Raw genomic sequence first — 16,907 nt, 5'->3', positions numbered from 1 at the left:
ACGGTCGGCACGGTCGGCACGCGGGCGCGGTCGGCACGGTCGGCACGCGGGCACGGCGCGGGGGTCCCGCGCATAACCGAATATGCGCGGGGAATTTTTCCGCCGGCCTTTTTACCGTGCGCCGGCAGTCGGCGGCAGCATGCCGTTCCGCCCATTCCCGTATTTCCCTGAGGGACTCACGAATAACAGCGAGCACCACGGGTCACGCGGGATCACACGGGATCACAGAGTTCTCACAAAAACCATGTCTACGGTTCCGGGCCTCCACGAAAGGGGTCTGCCGGCATGGTCATCCTTCGACGCCGCCATTCGCACCACAGGCCGCGCCTGCTCGGCGCCGCACTCGCCGCGGCGCTCCTCGCCGCGACCGTCTCCTGCACGGGAGGCGGCTCCTCCGGATCGGGCTCTCCCTCCACGAAGTCCGCCTCGTCCGTTCCGTCCGCCTCGTCCACGGCGTCGGGCGCCGCGTCCGGACCGGACCACCCCAACATCGTCTTCGTCCTGACCGACGACCTCTCCTCGAACCTCGTGCGCTACATGCCGCAGGTGGGCAAGCTGGAGCGGGACGGCACCGCCTTCTCCGACTACTTCGTCACCGACTCCCTCTGCTGCCCGTCCCGTTCCTCCATCCTGACCGGCGACTACCCGCACAACACCGGGGTGTTCACCAACACCGGGAGCGACGGCGGCTACGGGGCGTTCAACAGCAATGGCGACGAGAAGAAGTGCTACGCGCCCGCGCTCCAACAGGCGGGCTACCGCACCGGTTTCATGGGCAAGTACCTCAACGGCTACGAGCCGAAGGACACCCACGGCACCGGCACGCCGTACGTACCGCCCGGCTGGGACGAATGGGACACCGCAGGCAACGGCTACCCGGAGTTCGACTACGACCTCAACGAGAACGGCAAGGTCGTGCACTACGGGCACGACCCGCAGGACTACCTCACCGATGTGGTCTCCCGTAAGGCCGGGGACTTCATCGACTCGGCCGCCGCCGACCACAAGCCGTTCATGCTGGAGCTGGCCACCTTCGCGCCGCACGGCCCGTCCACGCCCGCGCCCCGCGACGCCCACGTCTTCCCCGGCCTCAAGGCGCCGCGCGACCCCGCGTACAACACGGCGTCCTCCCCGACCCCGAAGTGGCAGAGCGGGCTGAAGCCCCTGTCGGCCAAGGAGCAGCAGTCGATCGACCGGAAATTCGCCAAGCGGGTGCGCTCGGTGCAGGCCGTCGACGACCTGATCGCGAACGTCCGCGCGAAGCTCGCCGCCAAGGGGCTGGCGGACGACACGTACATCGTCTTCAGCTCGGACAACGGCTTCCACATGGGCGAACACCGGCTGCGGCCGGGCAAGCAGACCGCGTACGACACCGACATCCGGGTGCCGCTGGTGGTCGCGGGGCCGGGGGTGCCCGGCGGGCGTACGGTCTCCGCGCTCGCCGAGAACGTCGATCTGAGCCCCACCTTCCAGGACCTCGCGGGCGCCGGCGCCCCCGCGACCGCCGACGGCCGCAGCCTCGTCCCGCTGCTGCACGGCGCACCGCCCGCGGACTGGCGCCAGGCCGTCCTCGTCGAGCACCACCACCCCGCCACCAAGAAGGGCGACCCCGACGCCGCCCCCGACAACAGCGGCAACCCGCCGACGTACGAGGCGATCCGCACCGCCGACGCCCTGTGGGTCGAATACGCCGACGGCGAGCGCGAGTTCTACGACACGACCGCCGACCCGGACGAACTCCGCAACGGCGCCGCGACCCTCCCCGCCGCCCGCAGCACCGCCCTCCACACCACCCTGACCGCCCTCCAGCACTGCAAAGGCACCGCCGCCTGCACCAAGGCCGCTACCCTCACCCCCGGCCACTGAGGACGGGCCGCGGCCGGACGGGGCCCGCGTCGGCGCGTTACGGGGAGGTCGGCGCGGGGGCCGGGGGCGGGGTGGGTTTGGGGCGGAGGGGGATGCCGCGGAAGGACTGGATCAGGACGAGGACGGCGCCCGCCGTGACGCACTGGTCGGCGAGGTTGAAGATGCCGGAGTCGCCGACGCGGATGAAGTCGAGGACGGCGCCGCGGCCGAAGCCGGGGGTGCGGAAGAGGCGGTCGGTGAGATTGCCGCCGGCGCCCGCGAAGAGCAGCCCGAGGCCGAGGGCCCAGCCGGTGGAGCGTACGGCGGGCGCGACGCGCGCGATGAAGGCGAGCACGCACAGCGCGAGCAGGGTGAAGACCAGCGTCGCGTGCGGGGCGAAGGAACCGGCCGCGCCGGAGTTGCGGAAGGCGGTGAAGGTGACCTTGCCGCCAAGGACGGTGGTCGGCTCGTGGCCCTCGACGGCGACCGCCGCGACCGCCTTGGTGCCCTGGTCGATCGCGAGCCCGACGGCCGCGGTCACCCACAGCAAGTACGTACGCCGCACGCCCCACCTCCCGGTCCTGGCCCCGTCCACCGTCGAGCGTACGTCGGGGCCGGGCCCGTACGGCGGCGGGTCACCGCCGGTGACGCGCCGCCGTACGGGCGCGGCGCTACGCGTCCGTCGTCTTCGGCTGCTCGCCGGCCGTCCGCGTCACGTCGATGACCGAGAAGTTGGCGCCCTGCGGGTCGGTGAGGGCCGCGAACCGGCCGAAGGGGCTGTCCATCGGCCCGAACCGCACCGTCGCACCGCCCGCGCGGGCCTTCTCGACGGTCGCGTCGCAGTCGGCGACGGTGAAGTAGACGTTGACGTACGACGGCACCTGCGGCGGGAATTCGTCACCCATCCGCATCCGGCCGAGCACCGCGTCCTCCGAGCCCTCGACGGTGAAGATCTTGAAGTCGATCTGCTCGTCCACCATCTGCCGCGCCGTGTACGGGAAGACCCGCGGCAGGAAGGCGTCGGTGGCCGCCGGGTCGCGGGTGAAGATCTCCGCCCAGGCGTACGCGCCCGGCTCCGCGACCTTCTCGAAGCCCTTGTGCTGCCCGGGCTGCCAGATGCCGAAGACCGCGCCGGTCGGCTCGGTCGCCAGGGCCATCGTGCCGAAGTCGCCGACCCGCATGGGCTCCATCAGCAGCCCGCCGCCCGCGGCCTTCACCTTCTCCGCCGCCGCGGCGGCGTCGGCCGCGGCGAGGTACACGCACCAGGCCGACTGCCCCTCGGACCCCGGCATCGGCGGTACGACCGCGGCGACCGCCTTGCCGTCCGCGTACGCCTGCGTGTAGTTGCCGTACTCGCTCGCGCTCTCCCCGAAGGTCCAGCCCAGCACGTCACCGTAGAAGCGCTTGGCGCCGTCGAGGTCCGCGAACATCGCGTCCGCCCAGCACGGCGCGCCTTCCGGAAATTCAGTCATGGTCCGTTCACTCCGTCGCTCTCTGCCGTTCTCCGTCGGGCTCGGTCGGGCTCGGTCGCTCCCCCGTTCGAATGATCATGTGACGCACGTCACGTCCATTCGAACTCTCACGCTAGTCAGTAGGCGCGCCCGGCGCGCGGCGAACCGGCCGAAAACCGACGGGCGGCGGACCCGGGCCGGCGCCGAAGTGGCCTCCGTCACGGCGGAAGCGGGAATGGGGGTCGGTGCGGCGCCGCTGAGGGAATACGGAGGCCGCGCACCCGTGAGACCCCTTCGGACAAGGAAGTTGAGCCCATGTACAAGAACATCCTCGCCGCCGTCGACGGTTCCGCCCACGGCGGTGCCGTACTGGACGCGGTCTCGGCGCTCGCCAAGCTGACCGGCGGTGCGGTGCACGTCATCCACGTCCGGCCGTCCCAGGTGATCTCCAGCGGCATCTCCGGCACGGTCGTCCCGACCGAGGAGCGCGAGGAGAGCCGCCAGGTCGTGGACGACGCCCTCGCGCGGCTGCGCGCCGACGGCATCACCGCCGAGGGCGAGGTGGACGAGGGGCTGCGCGAGGACCTCGCCGCGATCCTCGTCGAGCGCGCCGAGGCCCTCGGCAGCGACCTGATCGCGGTCGGCCCCGGCCACTACAGCGGCATCGCCGCGCTGCTCCACCCGAGCGTGAGCCGGGGCGTCGCCAAGACCTCGAAGGTGTCGGTCCTGCTGGTCCACAGCGAAGCCTGACCTTTCTCCCCCTTCTCCTCCTCTCCGCCCGCCGCCCCCCGCGCCCTCGCCGGGGGCGGCGGGCGGAGCTGCGCCTGGGCGGGGCCATGTCCGAGGGCGGGGCCGACGCGCACGACGGGTCCGGGTACGTACGGAGCGTATGCGGGCAAATCTCCGTCCCGCGGACACGGAGAGTACAGCGCCGTAATCTGACCGTCGCCGGCGCTTGGCCGCTGCTGCCTTCTCCGCGCACCGCGAACAGAGCGGTGTCAGGAGAAAGGAGCAGGAGCGAAGTGAAGCACCGCAGGCCGAAGAGGCTGCGGACTACCGATCGCTTACGCGTCGCCTGGTGGTTGGTCCAGATCGCACTCTGGGTCCATCGGCACGCCTGCGACCGGTAATCCGGCTGGGCGGGGGCCGTCTTCGTTGGAAGCGGCGGCGGCCTCCGCGCACTCACTTCATGATGGGACGCCCCGTCGGCGGGACGCGCTCGTCCCGGAACTTTGGCATATGCCAAATCGGGGACCGGCCCTTCTTCCCCGCCTTCATTTCGCCGCACCCTTCGGCCCCGCCGTCCCGACCGCGCCGACGGAGCGCTTGCGCTCCAGGACGACGAGGGGGCAGTTCAGCGCCTCGGCGATCTTGATCAGATTGGCCGGGGTGGCACTGCGCCAGCCCGACTCGATCTCACCCATGAGCTGTTCCGAGATGCCGACCAGATCGGCGAGCGCCCGTTTGGTGAGTCCGGACTTCTCCCGCGCCCACGTGACCGCTTCGGGCTCCTGGTGGAGCCTGCTCGGCCGGATGCGGTGCGCCATGGTCCAAAAATTAGCGCGTAGTAGCGCGTAGCACAAGCGAGTTTCGCGAACTACGCAAGCCGTGTCCACTCCGATCGCACATACGCGCAGGCCAGGCCGTACCGGTCGACCGTTCTCCGCCCGATCGCTGGACTCGTGTTGCGTAGTTGTGCGAAGCTCGCCGCATGACTGAGCGCCCGGAAGCGCCGCCCGAGGGGAAGCTGATCAAGGCCGCGCTCGCGGCTTCCGGTCTCTCCCAGCGCAGGGCGGCCGATCTCGCCGACCTCAGCGAGGCGCGCTGGCGGCAGATCGTGGCCGGTTACCAGTCGGTCGGCGGCCGGCCGGTACCCATCAGCGGCCCCGACGAGACGCTGGCGCGCATGGCCCACGTGGTCGGCGTACGCCCCGAAGAACTGGCCGCGGCCGGCCGGCCCGAAGCAGCGGAAGCGCTGCGCGCGCTCGACGCCCGGCAGCGCGAGGCGAGGGCCTCGGCCCCCGAGTCCGGCCCGCGGGCCCGCCTGGAAGAGCGCTGGCACATGGTCGAAGGCGTCCTCCGCGCGGCGCGCGAGGGCCTGAGCCCTTCGGAGGACGACACCCTGGCCGGCCGCGTGCAGGTCTTCTTCGCGCAGGAGCCCGGCGGCCACCGGAGGGAGCGGGCGGCGGCGCCCGACGACGACCGGGAGACCTCCGCCGGATAACGCCTGGCGTCCGCCCCGGACATGGTGGAATGGCCCCGACGGGGAGGTACGCGGATGGCGCGGACGACACTGCGGGCCGAGGACGTGCGGCGCGTCGCCCTCGGGCTGCCCGGCACCGTGGAGAAGGAACTCTGGGGTCACCCGACCTTCCATGTGCACGGCCGGATGTACGTCACCGTCCCCGACGACGGCACCTCCTTCGCCGTCCGCTGCCCCCGCCACGAGCGGGCCGAACTCATCGCCTCCGAGCCCCACAAATTCTGGGTCCCCGCCCACGAGGCCCACTCCTCCTGGGTCCGCGCCCGCCTGTCCGCCCTGGAGGACGCGAGCGAGCTGTACGACATCCTCCTCGACTCCTGGCGCCAGGCCGCGCCCCCGGACCTGACCGAGACCTTCGCCCCGAAGGACCGGTAGCCGGATTCGGATAGAGAGGTACGGTTAAGGGAAACGTACCTCTCTATCCGCAGAGCAGGCCGCCCGTGGACAAGCCAGCCGAGATGTTCGACCGCGACTTCGAGTGGTCGGCGCTGACCCGCTTCATCACCGACGAGCAGCCGGGCGCCACCCTCGGCGTGGTGTCCGGGCGCCGCAGGCAGGGCAAGACGTTCCTGCTGGACGCGGCGTGCCGAGCGGCCGGCGGCTTCTACTTCGGGGCCACAGAGGCGGCCGGAGCCGAATCGCTGCGCCGGATCAGCGCGGCGCTCACCGAGCACAGCCGGCCGGCCAGCGCGTACCACTTCGCCGACTGGGCGGAGGTCGTGGACGCCCTGCTCGCGCTGGGCGGCGAGCGGCCGGTGCCGGTGGTGATCGACGAATTCCCGTATCTGGTGAAGGCCGCTCCGGAGCTGCCGTCGATCCTCCAGGAGGCGCTGCGGCCGTTGCGGAGGCAGCGCACCGAGTCCCGGACCCGGCTGCTGCTGTGCGGATCGGCGCTGTCGTTCATGGGCAGGCTGCTGTCCGGCAGCGCGCCGCTGCGCGGCCGGGCCGGACTCGAACTGGTGGTACGGCCGCTCGACCACCGGATGGCGGCCGAATTCTGGAACATCACCGACCCGCGGCTGGCGCTCCAGGTGCATGCCGTCGTCGGCGGCACCCCCGCCTACCGCCGCGAGTTCGCCCGCGGTGACACGCCCAAGGGCCCCGGGGACTTCGACGACTGGGTGGTGCGGACGGTCCTCAATCCCGAGACGCCGCTCTTCCGCGAGGCCCGCTATCTGCTCGCCGAGGAGCCCGAACTACGCGACACCGCACTGTACTTGTCGGTGCTGGCGGCCGTGGCGGACGGCAACGCCACGCGTGGCGGCATGGCCGGATACCTGGAACGCAAGGCCACCGACATCGCGCACCCCATCAACGTCCTGGAGGACGCGGGTCTGCTGCACCGGGACGCCGACGTGTTCCGGGACAACCGGCCCACGTACCGCATCGCGGAACCGCTGATCGGCTTCTACCACGCCATCATGCGTCCGGTCTGGGACCAGTTGGAGCGGCCCGGCAGCGCGACGCGGGTGTGGCGGGCCAGTGGCCGCCGCTTCGTCAGCAATGTACTGGGCCCGCACTTCGAACAGGTCTGCCGGGACTGGGCCCTGCACCACGCCGACCCCGAGCTGTTCGGCGGCCTGCCCGCCCGGGTCGGTCACGGCGTCGTCCACGATCCGGCAGCCCGCACCGGCCACGAGGTCGACGTGGCCGTCGTCGGCGTCGCCGAGGGCAGCGGAAAGCCGCCGCTGCTCGCGATCGGCGAGGCCAAGTGGAACGACACGATGGGCGCCGCCCACATCGAGCGGCTGGCGCACATCCGCGACCTGATCACCCGCTCCGGCCGCTACGACACCGGCCGCACCCGTCTGCTGTGCTTCAGCGGCGCCGGCTTCAACTCCCGCGCCGCACAGGCCGCTGCCGCCGATCCGGCCGGTGTCCACCTCATCGACCTGCCGGCCCTCTACGCCCGGACGTAGGCCGGCCGGGTCAGACGTCGAGGGTGGTGAGCCACTTGGTCAGGTGGGTGGTGACCTCGGTGGGGCGTTCCTGCTGGAGCCAGTGGCCGGTGGACGGGAGGAGGTGGGTGGCGGTCAGGGCGGGGAGGGTGGTGGGGAAGGCGGCGATGGCGTCGGCGAGCCAGGTGGTGGAGGCGTCCTCGGCGCCGCCGAGGAAGAGGGCGGGCTGGAGGATCGGGGCGCCGTTGAGGGGGGCGAGGTCGGACCAGTCGTGGTCCATCGCGCGGTAGCGGTTGAGGGCCCCGGTGAAGCCGTTGCGCTCGAACTCGGCGGCGTAGTGGTCGAGATCGGCCTCGGTGAGCCAGCCGGGCCTGGTGGCCGGGAAACGGTCGCGGAGGGTGCCGCCGGGGCCGACGAAGTGCGGGTCGGGCGCGTCGGGCCCGGGCATGGTGTCGGCGGACAGGGCGGCGTAGAAACCGGCGAGCCAGCCGCGTACGTCGGGCTCGATCTCCGCCTCGGCGCGGCCGGGCCGCTGGAAGTAGGAGACGTAGAACTCCTGGTCACCGCCCATGGCGGCGAAGACGTCGCTGGGCCGGGGGCCGCCGGGCGGCGCGTAGGGGACGCTCAGCAGGCCGACCGCGCGGAAGACGCCGGGGTGGAGGAGGGCGGAGACGGCCGCGATGTTCGCGCCCCAGTCGTGGCCGACGACGACGGCGCTCTCCTCGCCGAGCGCCCGCACCACCGCGGCGCTGTCCGCCGCGAGGGCGCGCAGGCCGTACGCCCGCACGTCGGACGGCGCGGACGAGCGGCCGTAGCCACGGATGTCGGGGGCGACGGCCCGGTAGCCGGCCGCGGCCAGGGCGGGCAGTTGGTGGCGCCAGGAGTACCAGGACTCGGGGAAGCCGTGCAGGAGCAGCACCATCGGCCCGCGGCCCTGCTCCACCATATGCAGCCGTACGCCGTCGGGCGTCAGGACGGTGCGGTGCAGCGGCTCCCCGGCGGAGGCGGATCCGGCGGATCCGGCAGACCCGGCAGACCCGGCAGACCCGGCAGACGGTACGGGCGGTACGGGCGGTACGGGCGGCTGGTGCATGGCTTCTCCTCGGGTTGCCGGACGGCCACGGTGCCGTACGCGGTGACGTTCCCGATCCTGCGCCGGGGCGGGCCGCCGCCGCGAGCCGCGTTGCCAGGCTGGCAAACTGGCAGGCAGGAGCCCTGACCGGCGCCGGGGCGAGAGGAGACCGCCATGACCGAGGACAGCGTCACCGAGCTGCTCGCCGCCATGGGGCCGCGCCTGAGAGCCGCGCGCGAGCGCCACGGCGCCTCCCTCACCGAGGTGTGCCGCGCGACGGGCCTGTCCCCCAGCACGCTCTCCCGCGTCGAGAACGGCCGGCGCAAGCCGCACCTCGAACTGCTGCTGCACCTGGCGGCGGCGTACGGCGTCCCGCTCGACGAGCTGACGGGCACGGCGCCCCCGGCGCCGACGCCGGCCAGGACACCGCCGGCGCCGACCGCACAACGCCGCGGCGACGACAAGACCGTCCTCCCGCTCACCCATTACGTCGGCGGCGTCCACGCCCACAAGCACATCCTGCCCGCGGCCGGCGAACGGCCGGCGCGCCCGCGCCTGTCGTCCCACGAGGGGTACGAGTGGCTGTGCGTGCTCTCCGGCCGGCTGTGGCTGGCACTCGGCGAGCACGACCTCGTACTGACCGCGGGCGAGGTCGCCGAATTCGACACGCGGACACCGCACGGCGTCGCCAACGCCGGGCCCACCGGCCCGGTCGAGTATCTGGCCGTCTTCGGCCCGCAGGGCGAACGCCTCCGCTCCCGCGTCCGCCCCGAAGCACGGGCCGAGACCCGGACCGAAGCACGGGCCGAGACCCGAACCGAGCCACGGACCGAACCCCGTACGGGCGAGGTTCCGTAAACGTTGCCGGGCGTCTTGACAGCGGTCGGAGGGAGGGCCGACTCTCCCTGAGAGCGCTCTCTCAACAGCACCACTGACAACGGCGGTTCGCCGTACGCGAGTCGGCGGCCGCCGTGCCCCCCACATGAGGAGTACGCACGCATGTCGATCAGATCAAGCAGAGGTCCGGACAGCGGAAAGCGTTTACCGAAACGCCTAGGCGTCGGCCTGCTCGCCGTCAGCGCGATGGCGGCCGTCGCCCTGGCCGGTTCACCCCAGGCCGCGGCGGAGGTGACCGTCACCCCACAGGCGGCCACTGCGCAGACGGCCCCCGACAGCACGACAGCCCGACAGGCAGCGGCGGTTCGGCCCGACGCCGTCCCCGCCCCGCCGAGCGGCTTCACCACCACCTGGAGCGACGACTTCAACGGCGCGGCCAACACCGGTCTGGACACCGGTACTTGGCGGTACGACGCCGGTGAGGGCTGGACCTTCGGGACCGGCGAGATCGAGACCATGACGAACAGCACGGCCAACGTCTACCAGGACGGCAACGGCCACCTGGTGCTCAAGGCCCTGCATTCGGGCTCCGACCCCAACACCGGCTGGACGTCGGGCCGGGTGGAGACCCAGGCCGACGGCTTCGGCGCGCAGCCGGGCGGCGTCGTCCGTATGCAGGCGTCGATCCAGCAGCCGAACGTGACGACGGCCAACGGCGCCGGCTACTGGCCCGCCTTCTGGATGCTGGGCTCGCCGCTGCGGGTCGGGGTGCCGTGGCCGGGCTCCGGCGAAGTGGACATCCTGGAGGACATCAACGGCCGCAGTTCGGTGTTCGGCACACTGCACTGCGGGACGAATCCCGGTGGCGCGTGCAACGAGTCCAGCGGTGTCGGCAGCGGCGAACGGGCCTGCTCCGGCTGCCAGACGGGCTATCACACGTACGCGGTGGAGATCGACCGGTCGACGTCGCCCGAGCAGATCCGCTGGTATCTGGACGGCGCCAACTACTTCACCCTCAGCTCCAACCAGGTGGACGCCACGGCCTGGCACAACGCCGTGGACCACAGCTTCTACATCATCTTCGACCTGGCGATCGGCGGCGGCTTCCCGGCCGCCTTCGGCGGCGGCCCCAACGCCGCGACGGTGTCCGGCGGTTCGCTGAACGTCGACTACGTGGCCGTCTACAACAAGGCCGCGCCCGGCACCACCGGCACCAACATCGCCAAGGGCAGGCCGACCACCGCGTCCTCCACCGAGAGCGCGCAGTTCCCGGCGTCCAACGCCACCGACGGCGATGTCACCACCCGCTGGTCGAGCGCCTTCAGCGACCCGCAGTGGATCCAGGTCGACCTCGGCCAGAACTACGACCTCACGCACGCCACGATGGTCTGGGAGGCGGCGGCAGCGTCCGCCTACCAGCTACAGACCTCCACCAACGGCTCCACCTGGACCACCGTCTACTCCAACTCCAATGATCCGGCCGACATCCAGGACACCGGACTGTCGGCGACCGCCCGCTACGTACGGATCAACGCGACCGCCAGAGCGTCCCAGTACGGCGACTCGCTCTACGAGTTGGCGCTGTACGGGACGCCGTCGTCCGGCGGCGGGGACCCCGGCGGCCCGGGGACGGCCACGCTGCTCTCGCAGGGGCGGACGGCGACCGCGTCCTCGTCAGAGAACGGCAGCTTCACCGCGCCCAACGCGGTGGACGGCAACACCGGCACCCGCTGGTCGAGCGCCTTCAGCGACCCGCAGTGGCTCCAGGTCGACCTCGGCGCGAGCCACACCATCAGCCAGGTGAAGCTCAACTGGGAGACGGCGTACGCCACCGCGTACCAGATCCAGACCTCGGCCAACGGCTCCACCTGGACGACGGTCTCCTCCACCACGACCGGCACCGGCGGCAATCAGACCCTGAACGTCTCCGGCACCGGCCGCTACGTACGGATCAACTGCACGGCACGCTCGACGCAGTACGGCGACTCGCTGTGGGAGTTCCAGGTGTACGGCACCTGATCGCCCGTCAGTTTCCGCTCGTACGCACCGCCCCCGGCGCACACCGCGCCGGGGGCGGCCCCCGATTCGCCTGCCGTCAGGGCAGCTTGACCAGCCGCAGCGTCCGCACCCCGGTGCCGAACGACTCCTGCGCCGCGTCGCTCGACGTGAACGTCCAGTCGGAGCCGCCGCCTTGGGCCTGCGTGTACTGGAACCAGATGAAGCCGATGACGTCGTGCCGGGCGCGCAGCCACGCGAAGAAGCTGGCGATGTACGGCGCCTTGCGCCCGCCCGGCCGGGCGCCCGCCTCGGTGATCAGCAGCGGCTTGCTCGTCACCGCCCTGATCGCCTTCACCGACGGGTTGAGCAGTTCGCCGGCCGAGTGCTCGGCGACCCCGTAGGCGTCCAGGCCCACCCAGTCCACGTAGGCGTCCCCGGGATAGAGGGACGTGAGGCTGATGTCGTCGGCGCCGCGCAGCGTGTTCGGCGCCCACACCCAGATCACGTTGTCCGCGCCGACCTGCTGGAAGATGTCGTGGACGTGCTTCCAGGCGGCCACGTACTGGCCGGGTTTGTTGATCCCGTTGGGCTCGGCCCACGGATACCAGTGGCCGTTCATCTCGTGCGCGAAGCGCAGCACGATCGGGTAGCGGTCGGCCTTGACCGCCTCGGCGAAGGACCGGATGTACGCGTCGTGCCGGCCGTCGACGATCGTGCCGAGCGCGTAACCGGGCTGCTTGGTGCCCTTGGCGGAGCCGGCCCACGGCTCCCAGCTCACGACGGGCACGGCGTGCTGGGCGTAGGCGGCGCGGACCGGGCCCGGGTCGAAGCCGCGGGTCCAATTGACGTAGTACTCCACCATGTTGGGCGTGGTGCCGCCCGCGTCCCGGCCGACTCCCGCGAGCACCGCGGAATTCCACGGCGCGTCGGGGGTGGCGACGCCGAAGTAGCTGCTCCCGGCGGGCGGATGGAGGATCGTCTCCTTGGCGGGCACCGGGGTCTGCGGCGGTCCCGGCACGATCAGCGAGGCGCCGTCGCGGCTGCCCGTGTCGCTGTCGGCGGCCCGGTCGGCGGCGATCGCCGCGGAACCGTCACCGCCGTCGGCGCGGGCGAGCGCGACGACACCGATCACCAGCACGAGGACGACGGCGGGCACCGCGTACCTCGCCCACCGCCACACCTGACCGTAGAAGGGGCTGGACAGCCGCCCGGGCCAGTCGATCATTCGCCCCCCAACTCCCCTACCCCTTGGCCGGGTTCTTCGCCTTCTCCGGCACCCGGTTGAACAGCGTGACCCGCAGCCCGCCGGTGAAGTCCTTGGACCCGCCCGCCGCGTAATCGGTCTGCAGGAACTTCCCCTCGTCCTGCGTCATCCCCGCGAACGGTGTGCGCGGGGTGTTCGTCACCAGCCAGATCCGTCCGACCCCCTTGGTGCACACCACGGGCGCCGAGCACGGCCGCCCGGTGTACGTACCGTCGCGCTGCGGCGACAGCGTCACGTACACCTGCGCGGGGACGCGGCCGACGTCCCGCCACTGGTACGCGGTCGCCCGCATCACCTTGTCCAGCTCGCCGCCGTAGACGACGCCGTCGCCGGCCTTGGCCTCGTGCCGCAGCCACGCGGCGGCGGCCTCGTAATCCGGCCGGCCCGGCTGCGGGTCGGTGCGCAGGTCCGGGAAGACCGGCAGCGACACGACGGCGACGCCGATCGCGGCGATCATGCCGAGCAGCACCTGCCGGGTCGGCACCCCGCGGGCCTTGCCGGGCAGCACCCGGGCCAGGCCGCACGCGCCGGCCGCGGCGAGCAGCGCCAGCGCGGGGACGGTGAAGACGAAGTACGACGGGGTGAACAGATTGCCGTACGACCGCAGTCCGAAGACCGCCAGCGGCGGCAGCACCGCCCACACCAGCAGCGGCACACCGTTCCTGCGGCCGAACAGCAGGCCGAGCAGGGCGAGTCCGCCGAGCGCGAGGGCGACGTGCTGCGAGCCGAGCAGATCCTGCGGCAGCTGCAGCAGCGCGTGCACGTCCGAACCGCCCTGCGGATCCTGGTGGTTCTGGCCGCGGGCCAGCATCAGCACCGCGAACAGCGGCGCGACCGGCACCAGCGTGACCGCGAACCAGGCGCCGGTGCGCTGCCGTTCGGTCGCGAGCGTGATCAGCAGATACGCGACGACGACGGCCGCGGCGACCGGGTGGAACATCCCGGTGAGCAGCATGCCGAAGGCGTAACCGCCCCACCGGTCGGCCTCTTCGTGGTCCAGCGCCCGGTACAGCAGCAGCGCCCCGGCGACCACCGACAGCGCGGCCAGCGCGAACGGCCGCGCCTCCTGCGCGTACCGGGTGGTGACCGGCAGCACCGCGAAGACCAGACCGGCGACCAGCCCGGTCGGCGCGTCGAACATCCGGCGGCCGAGCAGCGCGACCAGCCCGGCCGTCGCGGCCATCGCCAGCACCGACGGCAGCCGCAGCATCGTCGCCGAACCGCCCACCAGCGACACCCACAGGTGCATCAGCACGTAGTACGGGGCGAGCACCACATCGGTGTTGTCCAGCAGCCGCCCGAGGTCGGTCCACGACAGGTGCGCCGCCCACCAGGTGGCCGACTCGTCCTCCCTGACCTGCTGCCCGCCCAGCCGGTACGCGCCCGCCGCCAGCGTGGCGGCCACCGGCGGCAGCATGACCACCGCCCGCCCCATCCCGGGCCGCGCCGCCGCCTCCCGCCGCCTGCGCCGCCCGCCCCCGGCCGGCGGCCGGTCGCCGCCCTCGCCGTCGTCGCTCCTGACCTCCCAGTCGCCGTCGCTGTGATGCGCGTTGCGCGGCTGCGGGATGATCGAGATCGGGATGGTGTCGGGGGAGTCCAGCGAGTCCAGGACTTCCCGCTCGCTCATGGGGTGCTCCCGGTGGGCGTGGGGGACGCGGGAGGCGTGGTCGAGGTGGTCCTGCCGTCCGGCGTGCCCGACTGGCCGGTGGCCAGGTGGAGCGTGGCGAGGCCCGCCTGGAAGTCCTGCTGTTCGGCCTTGCTGGAGGTGAAGCGCCAGTTGCCGCCCGCGCCGCTGTCCCGGTCCTTCTGCATCCACACGAAGCCGATGACCTCGGGATTCTTCTTCAGCCACGGGAAGAAGGCGTTGACCCAGCTCAGTTGGTCCGCGTCGATCTGCGCGCCGGTCTCGGTGATCACCATCGGCTTGTGCGTGAAGGTGTGGATCGTGTCGATCGTGGCCCGGAAGGTGATCTCCGGGCTCGCCTCGTGCACGCCGTAGCCGGTCATGCCGACCCAGTCGACGTAGTCGTCGCCCGGATAGAGCTTCTCGAGCGAGACGTTCTTGGCCGGGCGGACGATGTTCGGCGACCACGTCCAGATCACATTGGTGGCCCCGGCCTGCTCGAACAGGTCGTGCACATGGCGGTACGCCTTCACGTAGTCACCGGGGTGATTGCCGTTGACCCGCTCGGACCAGGGGTACCAGACGCCGTTCATCTCGTGCGCGAACCGGATCGCCAGCGGCCACTTGGCGGCCTTGATCGCCTTGGCGGTCGCCGTGATGTACGCGTCGTACTTGCCCGCGGTGATGTTGGCGAGCCGGTAAGCGGGCTGGTCGATGTTGGACTTGAGGATCTGGTCGGGTTCCGGGTTCTGCGCGCCGCCCTGCCAGGGCTCCCAGGTCAGCAGCGGGAGCGTGCCGTGCTCGTAGGAGGCGGTGATCGAGTACGGGTTGAACTTCTGGCTCCACGACAGGAAGTAGGACGACATGGTCGGGCGGATGCCGCCCGCGTCCACGGCCAGCTTGTCGACCTCGGCCGCGTCGTACGGGGCGTTGGTGGTGGCGGCGCCGAAGTAGATGCCGTCGGGATTCAGGAACTGGCTCTTGGTCGGAATGGCGGGTTCCGTCCTGCCCTTGAGCCGGTCGAGCAGCCCGGGGGCGCTCTTGCTGCCGCCGCCGAGGCCGGAGTAGCCGTTGCCCTGCGCGTTGGAGACCACCGCGGCGTAGACCCCGTACGAAAGGGCGCCCAGCAGAACGGCGTTGACGGCCATCCAGATCCGCAGCCGGATGCCGCTGCCGCGGTTCCACCAGTGCGTGGACCTTCTGCGCCTCGGACTAGACACTCCGCATCACCCTAGACACTCATCATCACCGACCCACCGAGCATGAGGCCGCCGAGCAGATACGGCACGAGAACGAGGGCGCTGTGTGCCTTCTCACCCGCGAAGCTGTCCGCGCGGGTGCCCCAACTGGCGTTGTGGGCGCAGCGGAAGAAGCCGAGCAGCCGGACCGGGAGCAGCAGCAGGGTGTTGATCAGCATGAAGGTCGGCAGGAACAGCAGGTCCTGCGGCCGGTAGGCGAAGTGCCGGCCGAAGCGGAACATCAGCGAGAACAGCGACATCACCGCGGCCAGCGTGATCAGCATGACCAGCGCCTTCGTCGGGTCGCCGGGCAGCGGCAGGTCGTGGTAGATGCCGGGCCGGCCGCGGTGGGTGGCGGCGACCAGCCAGGAGGCGAAGGTGCCCAGCAGCACGAACGGCACGGCGACGTCGGTGAAGTAGAACAGCGCGAGCATCTTCGAATTGCGCAGCATCCACGGCATCATCCGCAGCGTGTTGTACTGCGAGCCGCGCGCCCAGCGGTACTGCTGCTTGGCCAGCTTCTTCAACTGCAGCGGCGCGTCGGTGTAGACCAGCGACGTCGACTGGTAGACGGTCTTGTACCCGGCCTTGAGCGTGTAGTTGGTGAGCGTACGGTCGTCGCTCACCTCCAGGAAGACGCCGAGGAACTTCTCGCCGAGGAACGCGTCCATGCAGTCGAAGAGGATCGAGCTGCGGAAGGCGATGGTGCGGCCGGGCAGGCAGCCGACGGTGCCGAGGACGCTCATCGCGGGCATCGAGTACTGGCAGCGCACGCTCTCCAGCCAGTCCGCCCAGCGGGTGAGCACGGTACGGCTGGGCTGGAGGATCCGCTGCCGGGTGGTGACACCGCCGACCTCGGGGTCGCGGAAGGGCTTGACCAGCTCGCTGAGGGTGTTGGTGGTCCAGATGGTGTCGGAGTCGACGAGGACCGCGATCTCGCCGCTGGACTCGTCCAGGCCGACCTTCAGCGCGTTGCGCTTGCCGGGGACGGGGGTCCATTTCCAGAAGACGCCGAGGTCGTCGCAGATGTGCTCCAGCGCCTCGTTGCGGCGGCCGTTGATGACCACGATGATCTCGGTCGGCCGCTGGTCGATGATCCTTCCGACGACTTCGCGGAAGAGTTCCTCGGGTTCGTCGACGACCGGAATGATCACGGACGTCGTCGTCCGGTAAGGACGCTTCCACGGCTTGTACCGGCGGGCGAGCACGATCTTGATCAGCCACAGCAGCCAGATCAGCGCCATGAAGACGGCGAAGGGGTACACCACGCCCTGGAGCCGCAACTCACGGATCTCCAGCAAGAACGCCAGCATGTCTTCCTTATCGCGCCGATTCCCCCGGGCCACATACGATGCGGCACGCCGCAGAGAAGGTAAGTGGTGACACGATTTTTATCATATGATCCTTAGCGTCCCCT

Annotated in this window: 15 protein-coding genes; 7 read left to right on the top strand and 8 right to left on the bottom strand. The window is 71.2% G+C overall.

What is annotated here, in order from left to right; translation table 11 throughout:
- Positions 1 to 285 precede the first annotated feature (285 nt).
- Complete coding sequence (locus BM076_RS05305; protein ID WP_093712134.1) at positions 286 to 1,866, top strand: sulfatase family protein; 1,581 nt, start codon at positions 286 to 288, stop codon at positions 1,864 to 1,866.
- Positions 1,867 to 1,903: 37 nt separating this feature from the next.
- On the opposite strand, the gene BM076_RS05300 is transcribed toward BM076_RS05305, so the two are convergent.
- The gene (locus BM076_RS05300) at positions 1,904 to 2,410 is read right to left on the bottom strand and encodes a signal peptidase II (RefSeq protein ID WP_177246327.1); all 507 of its coding nucleotides are present in this window, start codon (positions 2,408 to 2,410) and stop codon (positions 1,904 to 1,906) included.
- 106 nt (positions 2,411 to 2,516) lie between these two features.
- Positions 2,517 to 3,317 (bottom strand): VOC family protein, encoded by an 801-nt coding sequence (locus tag BM076_RS05295; RefSeq protein WP_093712132.1) that lies wholly within the window; start codon positions 3,315 to 3,317, stop codon positions 2,517 to 2,519.
- A gap of 294 nt (positions 3,318 to 3,611) precedes the next feature.
- Between BM076_RS05295 and BM076_RS05290 the strand changes: the two genes are divergently transcribed.
- Positions 3,612 to 4,046 (top strand): universal stress protein, encoded by a 435-nt coding sequence (locus BM076_RS05290; RefSeq protein ID WP_093712131.1) that lies wholly within the window; start codon positions 3,612 to 3,614, stop codon positions 4,044 to 4,046.
- Positions 4,047 to 4,570: 524 nt separating this feature from the next.
- Here BM076_RS05290 and BM076_RS05285 read toward each other — a convergent pair.
- Positions 4,571 to 4,843, bottom strand: coding sequence for a helix-turn-helix domain-containing protein (locus BM076_RS05285; protein WP_093712130.1), 273 nt, complete (start codon positions 4,841 to 4,843; stop codon positions 4,571 to 4,573).
- 164 nt (positions 4,844 to 5,007) lie between these two features.
- On the opposite strand from BM076_RS05285, the gene BM076_RS35950 reads away from it, so the two are divergent.
- The 3 genes from BM076_RS35950 (at position 5,008) to BM076_RS05270 (ending at position 7,478) form a co-directional block, all read left to right on the top strand.
- The gene (locus tag BM076_RS35950) at positions 5,008 to 5,520 is read left to right on the top strand and encodes a helix-turn-helix domain-containing protein (RefSeq protein ID WP_143120521.1); all 513 of its coding nucleotides are present in this window, start codon (positions 5,008 to 5,010) and stop codon (positions 5,518 to 5,520) included.
- A gap of 54 nt (positions 5,521 to 5,574) precedes the next feature.
- The gene (locus BM076_RS05275) at positions 5,575 to 5,934 is read left to right on the top strand and encodes an MmcQ/YjbR family DNA-binding protein (protein WP_093712129.1); all 360 of its coding nucleotides are present in this window, start codon (positions 5,575 to 5,577) and stop codon (positions 5,932 to 5,934) included.
- Positions 5,935 to 5,999: 65 nt separating this feature from the next.
- The gene (locus BM076_RS05270) at positions 6,000 to 7,478 is read left to right on the top strand and encodes an AAA family ATPase (protein WP_093712128.1); all 1,479 of its coding nucleotides are present in this window, start codon (positions 6,000 to 6,002) and stop codon (positions 7,476 to 7,478) included.
- A gap of 10 nt (positions 7,479 to 7,488) precedes the next feature.
- Here BM076_RS05270 and BM076_RS05265 read toward each other — a convergent pair whose 3' ends face one another.
- Entirely contained in the window at positions 7,489 to 8,550 is a 1,062-nt protein-coding gene (locus BM076_RS05265; protein WP_093712127.1) for an alpha/beta hydrolase, read from the bottom strand.
- 153 nt (positions 8,551 to 8,703) lie between these two features.
- Here BM076_RS05265 and BM076_RS05260 point away from each other — a divergent pair, with 153 nt between their 5' ends.
- Complete coding sequence (locus BM076_RS05260; RefSeq protein WP_093712126.1) at positions 8,704 to 9,387, top strand: helix-turn-helix domain-containing protein; 684 nt, start codon at positions 8,704 to 8,706, stop codon at positions 9,385 to 9,387.
- Between the two features lie 225 nt (positions 9,388 to 9,612).
- Positions 9,613 to 11,385, top strand: a complete 1,773-nt coding sequence (locus BM076_RS05255) for a discoidin domain-containing protein (protein WP_093712125.1) — start codon at positions 9,613 to 9,615, stop codon at positions 11,383 to 11,385.
- Positions 11,386 to 11,461: 76 nt separating this feature from the next.
- On the opposite strand, the gene BM076_RS05250 is transcribed toward BM076_RS05255, so the two are convergent.
- The 4 genes from BM076_RS05250 to BM076_RS05235 are packed head-to-tail and all read right to left on the bottom strand — an operon-like array spanning position 11,462 to position 16,803.
- Positions 11,462 to 12,589, bottom strand: a complete 1,128-nt coding sequence (locus BM076_RS05250; protein ID WP_093712124.1) for a glycoside hydrolase family 26 protein — start codon at positions 12,587 to 12,589, stop codon at positions 11,462 to 11,464.
- A 16-nt stretch (positions 12,590 to 12,605) separates the two neighbouring features.
- On the bottom strand, positions 12,606 to 14,255 hold the full coding sequence (locus BM076_RS05245; RefSeq protein ID WP_093712123.1) for a glycosyltransferase family 39 protein: 1,650 nt from the start codon (positions 14,253 to 14,255) through the stop codon (positions 12,606 to 12,608).
- Complete coding sequence (locus BM076_RS05240) at positions 14,252 to 15,472, bottom strand: glycoside hydrolase family 26 protein (RefSeq protein WP_143120520.1); 1,221 nt, start codon at positions 15,470 to 15,472, stop codon at positions 14,252 to 14,254. The genes BM076_RS05245 and BM076_RS05240 overlap by 4 nt, the downstream gene beginning before the upstream one ends.
- A gap of 11 nt (positions 15,473 to 15,483) precedes the next feature.
- Positions 15,484 to 16,803 (bottom strand): glycosyltransferase family 2 protein, encoded by a 1,320-nt coding sequence (locus tag BM076_RS05235; protein ID WP_093712121.1) that lies wholly within the window; start codon positions 16,801 to 16,803, stop codon positions 15,484 to 15,486.
- Between the last annotated feature and the right edge of the window lie 104 nt (positions 16,804 to 16,907).

The organism is Actinacidiphila alni, assembly GCF_900112845.1.
In the GTDB taxonomy this organism is placed as follows: Bacteria; Actinomycetota; Actinomycetes; order Streptomycetales; family Streptomycetaceae; genus Actinacidiphila; species Actinacidiphila alni.
Note: the sequence above shows the minus strand (reverse complement) of the source record. Positions and strands in the feature narration are given on the sequence as shown.